This window comes from Aeromonas rivuli, assembly GCF_000820045.1.
In the GTDB taxonomy this organism is placed as follows: Bacteria; Pseudomonadota; Gammaproteobacteria; order Enterobacterales; family Aeromonadaceae; genus Aeromonas; species Aeromonas rivuli.
Window position 1 is genome coordinate 39,670 of sequence record NZ_CDBJ01000022.1, and the last position, 14,276, is coordinate 53,945.

The window sequence follows — 14,276 nt, forward strand, 5'->3', positions numbered from 1 at the left end:
CCGAACAGGATCACAAGCATGGCACATGCTTGCATGCTGTAAAGGGACTCATTTAAATTTCCGAGGCTTTGCTTCGCGGGCTCATCGTGGTAAACAGAGCGGTTCATTTTACTGCATATGACCGAGAGGGGATCCCATGAACAAGAATCTGATGCTGTTGGCCGCCCTGGCCCTGGGAGGCTGTGCCATGACATCCGGCTCCAACATGACTCAACTGGAGGCCAATACCTGGCAACTGCAAGGGGCGAGCGCCGATGCCTTCACCCTGCAGATCGTCGAGGGCAAGGTGGCTGGCAAAGGCGGCTGCAACCGCTACTTTGGTGGCATTACCAAGCTCGATGATCAGACGCTGACCCTGGCTGGCCTCGGTTCAACCCGCATGGCGTGCATGGGCGATCTGATGGCCAAGGAGGGTGATTACCTCCAGAAGCTGACCCAGGTCGCCAGCTATCAGGTGAGCGGCAACCAGCTGGTATTGAAAGATGCCAGTCAGGCAACCCTGCTCACGTTCGACGCCAAGTTGGCCGAGTAAGCACCCGTTGCGGGTCAAGGGTTGTCGCATCCGGCACACGGCTGCACCTGCGAGGCAAGCTGTCTGAGAGAGAACTGACCCAATAGAGAGGGGCGCCGCGGCGCCCCTCTCGTTTTCCAGCCGGATGCGCTTCGAACTTATGGCACGCTGCTCCCGTCAGGAGATGGCGGCTTGGCTTGTGCGTCTCTCTCTCCCTGTTGATAGCGAAAGCGTTTCTTGCGTCTATAGGGGTAGACATCTTCGAAGCTGCCCCCCTGGATATTGGCCTGCAACCCTTGCCAGTAGCTGGCATCGAACAGTTCACTGTGCACTTGCATCATGATCTCCCGCACCTGGCGCTTTTGCAGCAGGAAGGTGGCGAACTCTTCGGGGAAGATATCGTTCGGGGCGACCGAATACCAGGGCTCGGCACTCAACTCATCTTCCGGGTAGCGTGGCGGCGGGATCTGGCGAAAGTTGCACTCCGTCATGTAACAGATCTCGTCATAGTCGTAGAACACCACCCGGCCGTGGCGAGTCACCCCAAAATTCTTGAACAGCATGTCACCGGGGAAGATGTTGGCCGCCGCCAGTTGCTTGATGGCGTTGCCGTACTCTTCCAGCGCCAGTCGGGTCTGCTGCTCGTCGGCGTTATCCAGATAGAGGTTGAGCGGGATCATCTTGCGCTCGGTATAGAGGTGTTTTATCACCAGCTTGTCCGAGGTCAGGGTCAGCGCCGAGGGGGCGACCCGTTGCAGCTCGTCCAGCAACTCGGGAGAGATGCGGTCCAGGGGAAACTCGAAGTTGGTGAACTCCTGGGTATCGGCCATGCGGCCCACCCGGTCGTGCTGTTTGACCAGCCGGTATTTTGCCTTCACCTGTTCATGGCTCACGTCTTTGGGGGGGGTGAACTCATCTTTTATTACTTTGAACACCACGTCATAGGAGGGGAGGGTGAACACGCTCATCACCATGCCCTTGATGCCGGGGGCGATGACGAACTGATCCCGGCTCATGGCCATGTGTTGGCGATAGTGACGGTAGAACTCCGTCTTGCCGTGCTTCTGGCAACCGATAGCGTTGTAGAGTTCGTAGTCGGGTTTGTGGGGCAGTATCTGCCGCAAGAAGGCAACAATGAGCGCAGGCTCGGGGGCATAGACCATGAAATAGGCGCGGGCGAAGCCAAACACGATGGAGGCAAGCTCGGGCTCGAAGATGAGGGTATCCACATAGATGTGCTGCCCCGTGCTCAGCAGCGGCAGGATGAAGGGATAGACCCGATCCTGGCAGCGAACAAGTCCTACCAGGTAGGCGCCCTTGTTGCGATAGAACACCTCGCGCAGCAGTTCCAGGGTGAAGGGTGCTGTGCGCAGCACCGCCGGGCCGCTCTGGGCCAAGTGGCGGCAAATGTGCGCAATGTCGCGCTCCTTGTCCTCATAGGGCAAGGTGAAGGGGTAGTCGGCAAACAGTTGACGCAAGGAGTGGGGCAGCTCTGCCAGGCTGCCGGGATAGATACGCAGTTGGGCCGACAAGTCAGGGTGTTCACCCCGGCTGCGAAATGGGTGGATATAGAGGTTCTCGTCGCGGATGTTGCGATGGCGGAAGATGCGCCGGTAGACGGAGTTGAAGAAGGACTCGGCCACCTCGAAGTTGGCACAACCCGGCAGCAGATCGCTAAAGGCGCTCTTGACGCGCTTGAGCAGGTCCTGGGTCGCAACCTGCTCCCCCATCATGGTACGGATGAGCGCCGTGGTCGCGCCCACATGGTGGTCGTAGAGGCGGATCCGCTCACGCCCGGCGAGTTGCACCCCGAGCCAGTCGCCATGCTCGAATCGGCTCTTGCTGCCTTGGGTGATGTCGAGAAAGCGGCTATAAAATGACTCGAACCGCTGCAAAATAGTCTCTGCGACTGCCTGTCCCAGTGCCTTGTCCATCGCCACCTTCCTTGTGGTTACCTGGCCTCTTCTGGCCATTATTTCGCCGATATTTCTGGCCACTATCGCAACATTCAAACATCTGTTCAAGTGGCATTTTGCGGGGATAAGCGGTAGATTTCGCCCCTTTGCAGCCTGCCCGCGAGGAATAATCCATGAAGCTCTATTTTGTCCTGATGGCGCCAGCCCGCCCACAGAATGTCGGGGCCGCCGCCCGCGCCATGAAGACCATGGGGTTTGACGCCATGCGGGTCGTGGCGAGCCGGGTTCACCAAGAGGATGAGGCGAGCTGGGTGGCCCATGGGGCGCAGGAGATACTGGCCAATGCCGAGTCGTTTGATACCTTGCCAGACGCCTTGGCCGACATGGATCTGGTGATCGCCACCACGGCCCGCCAGCGTGGCCGTTATCAGCACTACCTCACCCCGGGGGAAATTCGTGATCAGATCCGCGCCAAGCCTTCCCTTGGGAAAGTGGCCATCCTGTTTGGCTGCGAGGAGTCGGGTCTCTCCAACGAACAGCTGGCCCATGCCGACCTGCTCAGTTACCTGCCCCTCAAGGTGAGTTACCCCTCCTTGAATCTGGGGCAGGCGATCATGCTGTATGCCTATGAACTGAGTCCGCTGCTCGATGAGTCGACCGCAGTAGACGAAAATTCGGACAACAGTGGGCAAGTTCGAGTGCTAAAAAGTAAAACAGCAGAAATTCTTGCTGAAGTCGGGGTTTCGCAGGATGAAAAACTGCATCAATGGGTAATGGACCGAGTACCTATGCTGCCACAGCGGGATCTGAATATGCTGCATCTGCTCTGTAAAGACCTGATGAGGCGGCTTGGCAAGTTGCTTTGAGTTGACAGCGTCCGCCGTGCAGGGTATTGCTAGAGGCCAGTCTCGTAGCAGAGTGTTCGTCATGCAGTTAATCATCAACGTCATCACCACCACCATTATTACCGGTACCACCACAGGTGGCACTGGGGCCGGTTGATGCGCTGACGAACAAGCACAGAAATCAGAAAAAGGCCCGTACCCACCCAGTACGGGCCTTTTTGTTGCGCAGTTTACAGGGAGAGAAAGCGATGAGAGTGTTGAAGTTTGGCGGGTCGTCACTGGCCGATGCAGAGCGTTTTTTACGGGTTGCCGATATTGCGGTCAACACCCATGGCCAGTCCCAGGTGGCCCTGGTGTTGTCAGCACCGGCCAAGGTGACCAATCACCTGGTGGCGCTGGTCGAACAGACCAGCCGTGGCATGGATGCCAGCCCCACCCTGTTTGAGATAAACGGCATCTTCTCCCGTCTGTTGGCGGGTCTCAAGGCGGCCTATCCGGCCCTCGATGAGAAAGCATTGCAGGCCCGGCTCACGGCCGAACTGGATCAGGTCGAGCGCCTGATGCAGGGCATCCGCCTGCTGGGTCAGTGCCCGGACAATGTTCAGGCTCACATCCTGAGCCGGGGGGAGAATCTCTCCATCGCCTTCATGCATGAGCTGCTGCGGGTGCGCGGCCTCGAGCTGGACGTGATAGTGCCCGAGCAGATGCTGGTGACCGATGGCGGCCATCTTGAGGCCCATGTCGACATCGAAGCTTCCCGGGTGCGTTTCGCCGCCAAGGGGCTTCGCCCGGTTGTAGAGGGGCAGGGCCCCTCTGGAAAAGCGTCATGCCTCTACCTGATGCCGGGCTTCACCGGTGGCAGCGACAAGGGCGAGACTGTGCTGCTGGGCCGCAACGGTTCGGATTACTCCGCCGCCGTCTTGGCCGCCTGCGTGGACGCCGAGTGCTGCGAGATCTGGACAGACGTGGAAGGTTGCTACAACTGCGACCCGCGCCTGGTGCCGGATGCCTACCTGCTCAAAACCCTCTCCTATAAAGAGGCGATGGAGCTCTCGTACTTCGGCGCCAAGGTGCTGCACCCGAAAACCATCGCCCCCGTGGCCCAGTTCCACATTCCCTGCCTCATCAAGAACAGCTTCAACCCGCAAGGGCCGGGCACCCTGATCGGTGCCGAGCAGGGGGATGATGACCTGAAGGTAAAAGCCATCTCGGATCTCTCCGGCATGTGTATGGTCAACGTCTCCGGCCCCGGCATGAAGGGCATGGTCGGCATGGCTGGTCGCATCTTCTCCGCCGTCTCCCGCGCCGGGGTCAGCATAGTGCTGATTACCCAGTCATCCTCCGAGTACAGCGTCAGCTTCTGTATCCACAGTTACGATCTGGACAAGACCCGCAAGGTGCTGGAGCGTGAATTCGAACTGGAGTTCAAGAACCAGCTGCTTGAGCCGTTGGAGATAGTGCGCGAACTCGCCATCATCTCCCTCATCGGGGATGGCATGCGCACCAGCAAGGGGATGGCGGCGCGCTTCTTCACCTCCCTGGCCCAGGCCTCCATCAATATCGTCGCCATCGCCCAAGGCTCGAGCGAGCGCTCCATCTCGGCGGTGGTGCGGGATCGCAAGGTGGCGGAAGCCATCAAGGCGTGCCACCAGAACTTCTTCGGCAGCCAGCAGTTCATCGATCTCTTCGTGGTCGGTGTGGGCGGCGTCGGTGCGGCCCTGGTGGATCAGATTGCCCGCCAGCAGCCGGTGCTCGCCGAGCAGGGCACCGGCCTGCGGGTGGTCGGCATCGCCAACAGCCGCCAGATGGCGGTCAACAAGGATGGCCTGAGTCTCGCCAACTGGCGTGAACAGCTGGTGGAAGCCCGTGACAGCTTCAGCCTGGAAGCGGTGAAGAAGCTGGTGGAAGAGAGCCACCTCATCAACCCGGTGATCGTCGATTGCACCTCGAGCGAGGCGGTCGCCGTCCAGTATGCTGACTTCCTGGCTGCCGGTTTCCACGTGGTGACCCCGAACAAGAAGGCCAACACTGGGTCGCTGGATTACTACAAGGCGCTGCGCCGCACCGCTCGCCAGACCCGCCGCAAGTTCCTCTATGAGACCAACGTGGGCGCGGGCCTGCCGGTCATCGAGAACCTGCAGAACCTCATCAAGGCCGGTGACAAGTTGCGCGCCTTCGACGGCGTCCTGTCCGGGTCGCTCTCCTTCATCTTCGGCAAGCTGGACGAGGGCATGAGCTTTAGCGAGGCCACCAAGATAGCCCGTGGCAACGGCTTCACCGAGCCGGATCCCCGCGATGATCTCAACGGCATGGATGTCGCCCGCAAGCTCTTGATCCTGGCCCGCGAGGCCGGCATGGCACTGGAGCTTGCCGATGTCGAGGTCGAACAGGCCCTGCCACCCGGTTTCGATGTGAGCGGCGATGTGGAGTCCTTTATGGCCCGTCTGCCCGAGGCCGATGGCTGGTTCCGCGATCAGTTCGCCCTGGCTCAGAGCGAGGGCAAGGTGCTGCGCTACGTGGGCTCCATCGAAGAGGGGCAGTGCAAGGTCGCCATCAAGGCGGTCGGTGCCGACGAGCCGCTGTTCAAGGTGAAAGACGGGGAGAACGCCCTGGCCTTCTTCTCTACCTATTACCAGCCCATCCCCCTGGTGCTGCGCGGCTATGGCGCCGGTACCGAAGTGACCGCCGCCGGTGTCTTCGCCGACGTGTTGCGCACCCAGAACTGGAAGCAGGAGCTGTAACATGAGTTCAGCGATGAACCCCGATTTTGAACAAGATGCCATGGTGCAGGGCGGCAGCGTGGTCGCCTATGCCCCGGCCTCCAGCGCCAACCTGAGCGTGGGATTCGATGTCCTGGGGGCGGCGCTCGCCCCCGTGGATGGCTCCCTGCTCGGGGATCGCGTCCAGGTAAAGGCTGCCGATGTGGCGTTCGCCCTCTCCTCCGTGGGCCGCTACGCCCACAAGTTGCCGGACGATCCCAAGAAGAACATCCTCTATGACTGCTGGCTTGCCTATGGGGAGGCCCTGGAGAAACGCGGCCTGACCCTCAAGCCGCTGGCGATGGTGCTGGAGAAGAACCTGCCGGTGGGCTCCGGTCTGGGATCGAGCGCCTGCAGCGTGGTGGCGGCGCTTGAGGGACTCAACGCCTTCCACGGCGCGCCCCTCGATGAACACGCCATGCTGCTGTTGATGGGGGAGATGGAAGGCAAGATTTCCGGCTCGGTCCACTACGACAACGTCGCCCCCTGCTATCTCGGCGGCATGCAGCTGGTGCTCGAAGAGCACGGCGTCATCAGCCAGGGCATTCCTGTGTTCGAGCAGTGGTACTGGGTGGTCTGCTACCCGGGCACTGTGGTTTCCACCGCCGCCGCCCGCGCCATACTGCCGGCCCAGTATCGCCGTCAGGATTGCCTCACCTATGGCCGTCGCCTGGCCGCCTTCGTCCACGCCAGCTACACAGGTCAGGAGGGATTGGCGGCCAGCGTGCTCAAAGACGTGATTGCCGAGCCTTACCGCGCGGCCCTCATCGAAGGTTTCAACGAGGTGCGGGCCCAGGCGGCCCAGAACGGGGCGCTCGCCACCGGCATCTCGGGCTCAGGCCCCAGCGTCTTCGTGGTGATGAAGGATCTGGCCCAGGCCGAGCGCATGAAGGATTGGATGGACGCACATTTTGTGCAGAACGAAGATGGATTTGCCCGGGTCTGCAAACTGGACATGGCCGGGGCACGGGTAACAGGAAGCGAGCTATGAATCTTTACAATATCAAGGACAAGAGTGAACAGGTCAGCTTCGCCCAGGCGGTGCGCCAGGGGCTGGGTCGCGAGCAGGGGCTCTTCTTCCCCGAAGCCATCGTACCCCTGACTGACGTGGATGCCCTGCTGGCGCTGCCGCTGGCCGAGCGCTCCGCTCGCATCATCAGCCACCTGCTGGGTGACGAGGTGCCCGCCTCCAAGGTGAGCGAGCTTATCGACGCCGCCTTCACCTTCCCGGCGCCCCTGGTGAAGCTCAAAGATGGCACCTATGCCCTCGAGCTGTTCCACGGCCCGACCCTGGCGTTCAAGGATTTTGGCGGCCGCTTTATGGCCCAGTGTCTGGCGACTTTCAGAACCAACGACAAGATCACCATACTCACCGCCACCTCCGGCGACACCGGCGCCGCCGTGGCCCATGCCTTCTATGGTCTGGAGGGGATCGAAGTGGTCATTCTCTACCCCAAGGGCAAGATAAGCCCCCTGCAGGAGGCGCTGTTCTGCACCCTAGGCGGCAACATCCGCACCATCGCCATCGACGGCGACTTCGATGCCTGTCAGGCGCTGGTCAAGGATGCCTTCGATGACGAGGCGTTGAAACAGGCGATTGGCCTGAACTCCGCCAACTCCATCAACATCAGCCGCTTGCTGGCGCAAGTGTGCTACTACTTCGAAGCCCTGGCCCAGTTGCCGCGATCCGAGCGCCATAAGGCGGTGATCAGCGTGCCGTCCGGCAACTTTGGCAACCTTACCGCGGGCCTGATTGCCAAGGCGCTGGGGCTGCCGGTGAAGCGCTTTATCGCCGCCACCAACGCCAACGACACAGTGCCGCGCTACCTGAAAACCGGTCAGTGGGAGCCGCACCAGACGGTCGCGACCCTCTCCAACGCCATGGACGTGAGCCGCCCCAACAACTGGCCGCGAGTGGAAGAGTTGTGCCGCCGGGAAGGCTGGGCGCTGGAGACCTTGGGCTCTGGCATGCGCAGCGATGCCCAGACTCGCGATGCCCTTAAACGCCTGCACCAGCTCGATTACCTGTGCGAGCCCCATGGCGCTATTGCGTGGGATCTGCTGGGCGAGCAGCTCGCAGAGGATGAAGTGGGGGTCTTCCTCTGCACCGCCCATCCCGCCAAGTTCAAGGAGTCGGTGGACGAGATCCTGGGGCTGGATGTGCCATTGCCAGCCCCGCTTGCCAAGCATGCCGCCCTGCCGCTGCTCTCCCACAACCTGCCCGCAGACTTTGGCCGTCTCAAGGCCTTCCTGCTCGGTTAAGCACCCATGAAAAATGAAAATCCCCCGCTTTTTTGCAAAGAGCGGGGGATTTTTTATTTCCGGCATAGGGCGGGGAATCCAGCCCTGGATGATCACCCTGAAACAAAGGAGCAGAGTATGAGTCAGCATCCCCTTCGCACATTGATCGAGACCTGTGACGCCGCCATCTCCCGGCGCGACTTCGACGCCCTGATGGCCTTCTATGCCGAGGACGCCGCCCTGGTGGTCAAGCCCAGCATGGTGGTGCTCGGCATTCCCGCCATCCGCCGCGCCTTCGCGGCCATCTCCGATTACTTTGACGGCCGGCTTGAGGTCACTCAAGGAGCCATGGAGGTGATTGAGGGGGCCGACAATGCCCTGGTGATCATGGAGACCCGGCTGCGTTATCCCGACGGGCATGGTAGCTGGATCGACGAGAACCGGCGTGCCACCTATGTATTTCGCAAGGAGGCCGATGGGCAGTGGCGCTGCACAATCGACAACTCCTATGGCACTGCGCTGTTGGTGGCAGTCCCATGACCCCAGCGGCTCAACGTCGCCACAGCTGGCTGGTTCCTTGGCTCGTTCGAGCCCACAGCTGATAGCCCTTGGATCGGGGGCTCCGGCTCGCTCTCCAGGCGAGTCGCCGTGGCGCACGGGTTGATCTTGTTGGGGCATTTAGTTACCGTTACCGCTCTTCTGATCCCAAGAGTACTTCCTCCGATGCGCATTTAACCTGTCCGCACCCTCCAGTTTTCTGCCCCTCTTCATTGAGGCCGGGTGCGTCTTTACCGTGACAGGTTGATGTTGATCCCTCATTGCATTTCTCGTTTGCAGGCGCTGCGTCCCTGTCATTTGGCTTCACTCTCGGCTCGTTGCTCCAGCGCGGCCTCAGGAGTTCAGATGACCCAACTCTCATGTCATATCAAACAGTTGCAACTGCCTTATCTGCCAGGCATTGCGCCCCTCACGTTTTCCCTGCCACGGGCACCCTGCGCCCTGATAGGTCGTAATGGCATAGGCAAGAGTCTGCTGCTGGAACTGCTGGCGGGCCAGCGTGCCCCAGCTTCGGGCAAGATAGAGTGGGCCCAGACCGTCGCCTGGCTACCCCAGTTTGTCCCCGCGAGCGACAGCTCTGTGGCTGACTTCATTGGTTGGGGGGAGGCTCTGGGGGCGCTTGGGCGCATCGAGCAGGGCAGTATCGACAGCCGGGACTTCGACCTGCTGGCCGATCGCTGGACATTGCGAGACGATCTCGCCGCCCTCTTGGCCGAGGCGGGGCTCAGGGTCGATGCCAAGCAGCCTCTCAATCAGTTGAGCGGCGGCCAGCTCACCCGACTAAGGCTGCTGGCACTCTTTGCCGAGCCCGAACACTTCCTGTTGCTGGATGAGCCGGACAATCATCTCGATGGCGAGGGGATAGCGTGGCTGGCGCGGCGACTGGCCAACCATAGCGGCGGCTACCTGCTGGTGAGCCACGACCGGCGCTTGCTCAATCAGGCCAAGCAACTGCTTGAGTTAAGCGAGCAGGGGCTGCAAAGCGCCCAACTCTCGTTTCAGGCCTTCTTGCAACAGCAGGCTCAGGAACAGGCTGCCCGCACCGCCCGGCTGGCCCAGGCTGTACGCAATGAGAAGGCGGCCGCCCTGGCGCTGCAGAGGGTGCGCGAACAAGCTGCGCAGCGCGCCAGTCAGGGCCGCCGGGATCGCGGCTCTCAGGCCAAAATCCTGCTGGATTTCAACAAGGATCAGGCGGGGAAATCCCTCGGCAAGGCGCTGGATCGCCATGAGCGCGGTCATCAGCAGCAACTGGGGCTTAAGGAGGATGCGGCCGCCGCATTGGCGGCGGTACAGCCCCTGCGCATGCAGTGGCAGGGGAGGGGCGATCCTAGCAAACAGGGCAGTGCCCAGCCCCTGGTGATCATGACCGCCAGCCATCCTCGCTGGCATCATCAGCGGGTCAGCCTGGTGCTGCAGCGGGGGGATCGCTGTCTGCTCAGTGGCCGCAATGGGGCGGGTAAATCCAGTCTGCTCAAGATGCTGCGCGGGGAGCTGGCCCCCGAGTCGGGTGCTTTCAGGCTAACTGGCCCCCTGGCTTGTCTGGATCAGGGCTTGAGCCTGATTGCGCGGGATCTCAGCCCACTGGCCAACCTGTTGGCAGTGGCGCCAGGGCTGGCCGAAAGCGATGCGAGAACACGGCTGGCGGGCATAGCCCTTCGCGGGGAGCGCGCCCTGCAACCGACCCACCAGTTGAGCGGTGGTGAGCGGCTGAAGCTGGGCCTCTTGATGGTATTGGCACAGCAACCTGAGCTGCTGCTCCTCGATGAGCCGGACAGTCACCTGGATAACGCCTCTCGCCAGCTGCTCACTCAGGTGCTGGCCGATTATCCGGGCACATTGCTGCTTGTCTCCCACGATCCCGAGTTTGTGGCCGGGGTCGGAATTGGGCGGGAGTATTGGTTGGAGGGGGATAAAACATGAGCCAGCCGAGTAATGGCTGGCTCAGAAAGGTGGGTGTCCCAGATTGTACTTCCGTATCAAGGGGAGGACGACCTGGTATGAGTCGGTGGAGCAGATGCAGACAGACCTGGATAGCTATCTGGAGCAGTACAACACCAAGCGGCCTCATCAGGGCCGAATGATGGAAGGGCAGACGCCCTACAGCATGTTCAAGAAGGGACTGAAAATGATACCGAAGTAAGTACGCGATAACGTAGCGTAAACAAGACACCGGTTTGAGGCCGGTGTCAGGTGATAACTAGATCTGTACAGGCTATCTAAATCACTCATGAAATTTTATTGCATTTTTTCTTTTCAATATTAACTGCTTGAATTTATCTATAGATCGCTTCGTTTTGGCCGCATAGGGGATTTGAGGGGCGAAACTTCTATCTGCAATTCTCAAATATTTATCTGCCATATCAAGAAATTGTAACTTTTCATTTCTATTGATTTCTTTAAATGTATAATGGTAACGAGCGATAGCCTTTCTTAAATTGCAAAATGATCTTGCTCTCCCTAGAGACTCTGCCATATCAATATAATGATCGCCTTTTATTGTATTGTCTTGTCTGTAATATATTAAAGCAACGTTTACCAATGCATCACAGTTTTTATTATTTAATTCTACGGCTTTTAGTGCAAGCTGTAGAGCTTTAGGTAAGTCATTAATTTTATTTGCTAAAAACCATGAGTAACGATCATGTAATGCTGAGTTAAAAGGATCATCCTCAATTGCCAAGTCATAATATTCAATTGCCTTAGGGAAGTCGTTGTTGTTGACGGCTACCTTTGCTACTTTACTAAATTCACTTCTAAAAGCTTCGGAGACTCTGTCTTCTTTATATTCTTGCTCTATTTTCACTCTTTCGCCAACATACTTGTCAACATTGTTTGCATATTCTATAATGCGTAGCTTTATATCGCCATTAAGTTCTGATAGCTTTTTTTCGAAAAACCTCTTAGAGAGTTCAACCAATTCCATTTCATAATGGCTACCATAATCTAGAATTGAAGCAAAATGAGTTTCTTTTAAACTATCCAAGAATACCGTATGAGGAATTTCAACTAACTGGCATGCTCTACTAATTGCTGTGCTATTTAATGGACTAGTAATAGAGACGATTATGTAAAAAAGCTCTTTACGAATTTCGCTTAGTCTGTCCCAAGCATCCTCATACAAAAACTCGAGAAGGTCTTCATTAGATTTTTTGAACAAATTCTCTACAGCAGAGTCAATAGACATATTGCTTCGTGATATATAAACAACTAATGCTTCTAACAAAAGTGGCTTGTTCATTAATTTGTTTGCTGTAGCAAGTAACTTTTTGTCTCCAGCCTGAAGGATCGGCTGGGCATTATAAAGTTCTGCCAATCTTCTTAGAAGCTTAATTGAGTCATCTTCATTGAGACCTTCCACTAATATATGTTCAGCCTCAATACTTTCTTGTCGTCTAGAGGTAATAACTAATCGACCAATTTTTTACCTGCTTGTTTTAAAAATTCAGCCAGTTCAGCATTTTTCTGTGGGCTGTCACTTAATGTTTCTGAGTTATCAATGATAAGAAGAACATCATCTCTGGAAATTTTTTTCTCCACAAGGTATTGAACTGTTTTATCAATTAAGCTGATTCCGTTGATTGTATACCATTGCTTATCTAAAGTCGGTGCGTAAAACTTTATGATTTCTCTTATACATTCATCCATGACTGGCTGTATTGAGCTAAATCGTTCTAAACCATCCTCAGTCCATCGGGTCATCTTCGCAGTATAAAAACATATCAGAGATGGAAAATTCTTAATAATATTCAAGTCACCTTCCAGTAACCTATTTACTGCCTCTAAAACTAGGGTGGTTTTCCCATACCCCCCATCACCATAGACTAAACATCTTCTAGAGTCATCATCATTGAACCAATCTACAAATTCATCTACCTCTTTGTGTCGTCCTTCAAAAGTTTCAGTTTGTCTGATAGGTACATTATGTTCGACAATGTATTCTTTTCCACAACAATTTACCTCAATTATCTTATAGCTTTCGTTGTTGTTATAGTCACCTAAACTGTTAAATATATTTTCCTCAGAAAGAGAAACTGTTTTTTCATCGGAATAATTGTAATCTAGAGGCTGTAGTTTTAACTTCCAGTTTCCTTGTCTCTGCGTGATGCTAGTTATTACGATAGCTTTTCCTTGGTATATTAGTGGAAAATCTATTTTTAATTTACCTGATGGAATTTCAATTAGCAGAGTTTTATTATCAAAAATAGGTATTGCAGTTGAAAATACAGCCAAGCATTGGTCAATTAATAACTCTATTCTATCGACCCAATTTGACATGGAAAATATATCAAGAACTCCATGCCCTGGCTTATTGTTTCTGAAGGTTACCCACTCTTGCAGCAGGATAGAAAGTGGCTTTTCCAACCCAGAGTTGTTTCTTTCATACCATCCACTAAATAATCGCTTTTCAAAATGAGAGCGTAAATGGGGTGTTAGTTTATCGATTATATCAACAGGCATTCCATCGGCAGGCCTGCGGAACCTATCCACAATTCCTGAAAGATCAAGTTCATCTGTACTTGTTTCATTTTTAGCTAATTCTAATGTGGCAATTGAAACTGTTTGGAGAATAGATCGGAGGATATTAGTTAGAGAAATAAATCTATCTGTAAGCTGCATCCTATTGGCTAGGTCTTTTTCTTTTAAATAGATAGTTTTCATACTTATCCTTGATAAATAATCTTTAATGTTAGGCTTTATGATATTCAATTCAACGCTATAAGCTGGATCGCTAGCCAAACCCCACGCTACCGCCCCTGGATTACAGCTTCCAATGTGCTCAATTAACCAGCAGGTGGGGTCCGGATGGTGCTGTGGGCGCCGAACGACAAGCATATCCTCAAGGCTCATACGCAAACCAGTCAGAAAGTGACGCAACCATCAGGAAGATCTGCGTTTCTTGCGCCAGCTCACCAATTGGCGCCTAAGTTGGATGGTGCTTGAGCAGATAGCTCGCGGGGCCATACGAATTTGGATGCAGGGCCGACGGTGGGCTGTTATCTCGATCGTTCGTTGAGGGGGTGGAGCGACTGAATGGAGGCGTCAAAGTGGCATCCCGCTGAGCGGGCGTGGCTCGCGTCAGGGCGAAGAGAGATGGTCGTTGAATTGCCAGCGACCGCCAATAAAAATCCCCCGTGATGGGGATTTTTATTGCTCGGGTTGGGCCCCTGCTCGGCGAATCTGGCGGGCTCAAGGTGTTGCCTGTTTGCCCGCCAGCGTCAGCGGGGCCATCAGGCCCCGGCTTCGGGCTGGGTGTGCTCGGGGGCGCCGCTCAGCAGATCCTGTCCTTCGTCCTGACTCAGCATCAGATAGCGCTCGTACTGGCGTAGCACATCGGCGCTCAGCTCGTCCCGGGTCAGGTACTGAATGTCGTAACCGGCACGGCCATCGGCAAAGAAGGTGATGGGCTCGAAGATGCGGGCGTCGGGGTCGTGGTTGTGGGTCGCTT

At 56.3% G+C, this 14,276-nt stretch carries 10 protein-coding genes, 2 pseudogenes and 1 other annotated feature; of the genes and pseudogenes, 8 read left to right on the plus strand and 4 right to left on the minus strand.

What is annotated here, in order from left to right:
* Positions 1 to 136 precede the first annotated feature (136 nt).
* Positions 137 to 532: an META domain-containing protein gene (locus tag BN1130_RS03660; protein WP_042040391.1), complete on the plus strand. Its 396-nt coding sequence runs from the start codon at positions 137 to 139 to the stop codon at positions 530 to 532.
* A gap of 137 nt (positions 533 to 669) precedes the next feature.
* Here BN1130_RS03660 and aceK read toward each other — a convergent pair whose 3' ends face one another.
* Positions 670 to 2,445 carry a bifunctional isocitrate dehydrogenase kinase/phosphatase gene (gene aceK, locus BN1130_RS03665; RefSeq protein WP_042040392.1) on the minus strand — a complete coding sequence of 592 codons (1,776 nt, stop codon included), beginning with the start codon at positions 2,443 to 2,445 and terminating at the stop codon, positions 670 to 672.
* Positions 2,446 to 2,600: 155 nt separating this feature from the next.
* Between aceK and BN1130_RS03670 the strand changes: the two genes are divergently transcribed.
* The 7 genes and pseudogenes from BN1130_RS03670 to BN1130_RS22085 form a co-directional block, all read left to right on the plus strand.
* On the plus strand, positions 2,601 to 3,293 hold the full coding sequence (locus BN1130_RS03670; protein ID WP_042040393.1) for a tRNA/rRNA methyltransferase: 693 nt from the start codon (positions 2,601 to 2,603) through the stop codon (positions 3,291 to 3,293).
* Between the two features lie 67 nt (positions 3,294 to 3,360).
* Positions 3,361 to 3,495 (plus strand) — a sequence feature (Thr leader region).
* Positions 3,496 to 3,520: 25 nt separating this feature from the next.
* A complete protein-coding gene (thrA, locus tag BN1130_RS03675) occupies positions 3,521 to 6,013 on the plus strand; it encodes a bifunctional aspartate kinase/homoserine dehydrogenase I (RefSeq protein ID WP_042040394.1) in 2,493 nt (830 codons plus the stop codon).
* A 40-nt stretch (positions 6,014 to 6,053) separates the two neighbouring features.
* Complete coding sequence (gene thrB / locus BN1130_RS03680; protein ID WP_157013884.1) at positions 6,054 to 7,022, plus strand: homoserine kinase; 969 nt, start codon at positions 6,054 to 6,056, stop codon at positions 7,020 to 7,022.
* A complete protein-coding gene (gene thrC, locus BN1130_RS03685) occupies positions 7,019 to 8,293 on the plus strand; it encodes a threonine synthase (protein ID WP_042040396.1) in 1,275 nt (424 codons plus the stop codon). Before thrB ends, thrC begins: the two co-directional genes overlap by 4 nt.
* Positions 8,294 to 8,410: 117 nt before the next feature.
* Positions 8,411 to 8,812 (plus strand): YybH family protein, encoded by a 402-nt coding sequence (locus BN1130_RS03690; RefSeq protein ID WP_042040397.1) that lies wholly within the window; start codon positions 8,411 to 8,413, stop codon positions 8,810 to 8,812.
* A gap of 363 nt (positions 8,813 to 9,175) precedes the next feature.
* Entirely contained in the window at positions 9,176 to 10,750 is a 1,575-nt protein-coding gene (locus tag BN1130_RS03695; RefSeq protein ID WP_042040399.1) for an ATP-binding cassette domain-containing protein, read from the plus strand.
* Positions 10,751 to 10,796: 46 nt separating this feature from the next.
* Positions 10,797 to 10,970, plus strand: a pseudogene (locus BN1130_RS22085) (IS481 family transposase); the annotation flags it as partial.
* A gap of 81 nt (positions 10,971 to 11,051) precedes the next feature.
* Here BN1130_RS22085 and BN1130_RS03700 read toward each other — a convergent pair.
* The 3 genes and pseudogenes from BN1130_RS03700 to BN1130_RS22550 form a co-directional block, all read right to left on the minus strand.
* Positions 11,052 to 12,188 carry a tetratricopeptide repeat protein gene (locus BN1130_RS03700; RefSeq protein ID WP_157013882.1) on the minus strand — a complete coding sequence of 379 codons (1,137 nt, stop codon included), beginning with the start codon at positions 12,186 to 12,188 and terminating at the stop codon, positions 11,052 to 11,054.
* A gap of 47 nt (positions 12,189 to 12,235) precedes the next feature.
* On the minus strand, positions 12,236 to 13,678 hold the full coding sequence (locus BN1130_RS22090) for a hypothetical protein (RefSeq protein ID WP_157013883.1): 1,443 nt from the start codon (positions 13,676 to 13,678) through the stop codon (positions 12,236 to 12,238).
* A gap of 380 nt (positions 13,679 to 14,058) precedes the next feature.
* Positions 14,059 to 14,276, minus strand: a pseudogene (locus BN1130_RS22550) (BCCT family transporter); the annotation flags it as partial.

Bases quoted from the DNA above. Each gene is read 5' to 3' on its own strand.
- BN1130_RS03660 (WP_042040391.1), top strand. From the start codon at position 137: ATGAACAAGAATCTGATGCTGTTGGCCGCCCTGGCCCTGGGAGGCTGT.
- aceK (WP_042040392.1), bottom strand. From the start codon at position 2,445: ATGGACAAGGCACTGGGACAGGCAGTCGCAGAGACTATTTTGCAGCGG.
- BN1130_RS03670 (WP_042040393.1), top strand. From the start codon at position 2,601: ATGAAGCTCTATTTTGTCCTGATGGCGCCAGCCCGCCCACAGAATGTC.
- thrA (WP_042040394.1), top strand. From the start codon at position 3,521: ATGAGAGTGTTGAAGTTTGGCGGGTCGTCACTGGCCGATGCAGAGCGT.
- thrB (WP_157013884.1), top strand. From the start codon at position 6,054: ATGGTGCAGGGCGGCAGCGTGGTCGCCTATGCCCCGGCCTCCAGCGCC.
- thrC (WP_042040396.1), top strand. From the start codon at position 7,019: ATGAATCTTTACAATATCAAGGACAAGAGTGAACAGGTCAGCTTCGCC.
- BN1130_RS03690 (WP_042040397.1), top strand. From the start codon at position 8,411: ATGAGTCAGCATCCCCTTCGCACATTGATCGAGACCTGTGACGCCGCC.
- BN1130_RS03695 (WP_042040399.1), top strand. From the start codon at position 9,176: ATGACCCAACTCTCATGTCATATCAAACAGTTGCAACTGCCTTATCTG.
- BN1130_RS22090 (WP_157013883.1), bottom strand. From the start codon at position 13,678: ATGAGCCTTGAGGATATGCTTGTCGTTCGGCGCCCACAGCACCATCCG.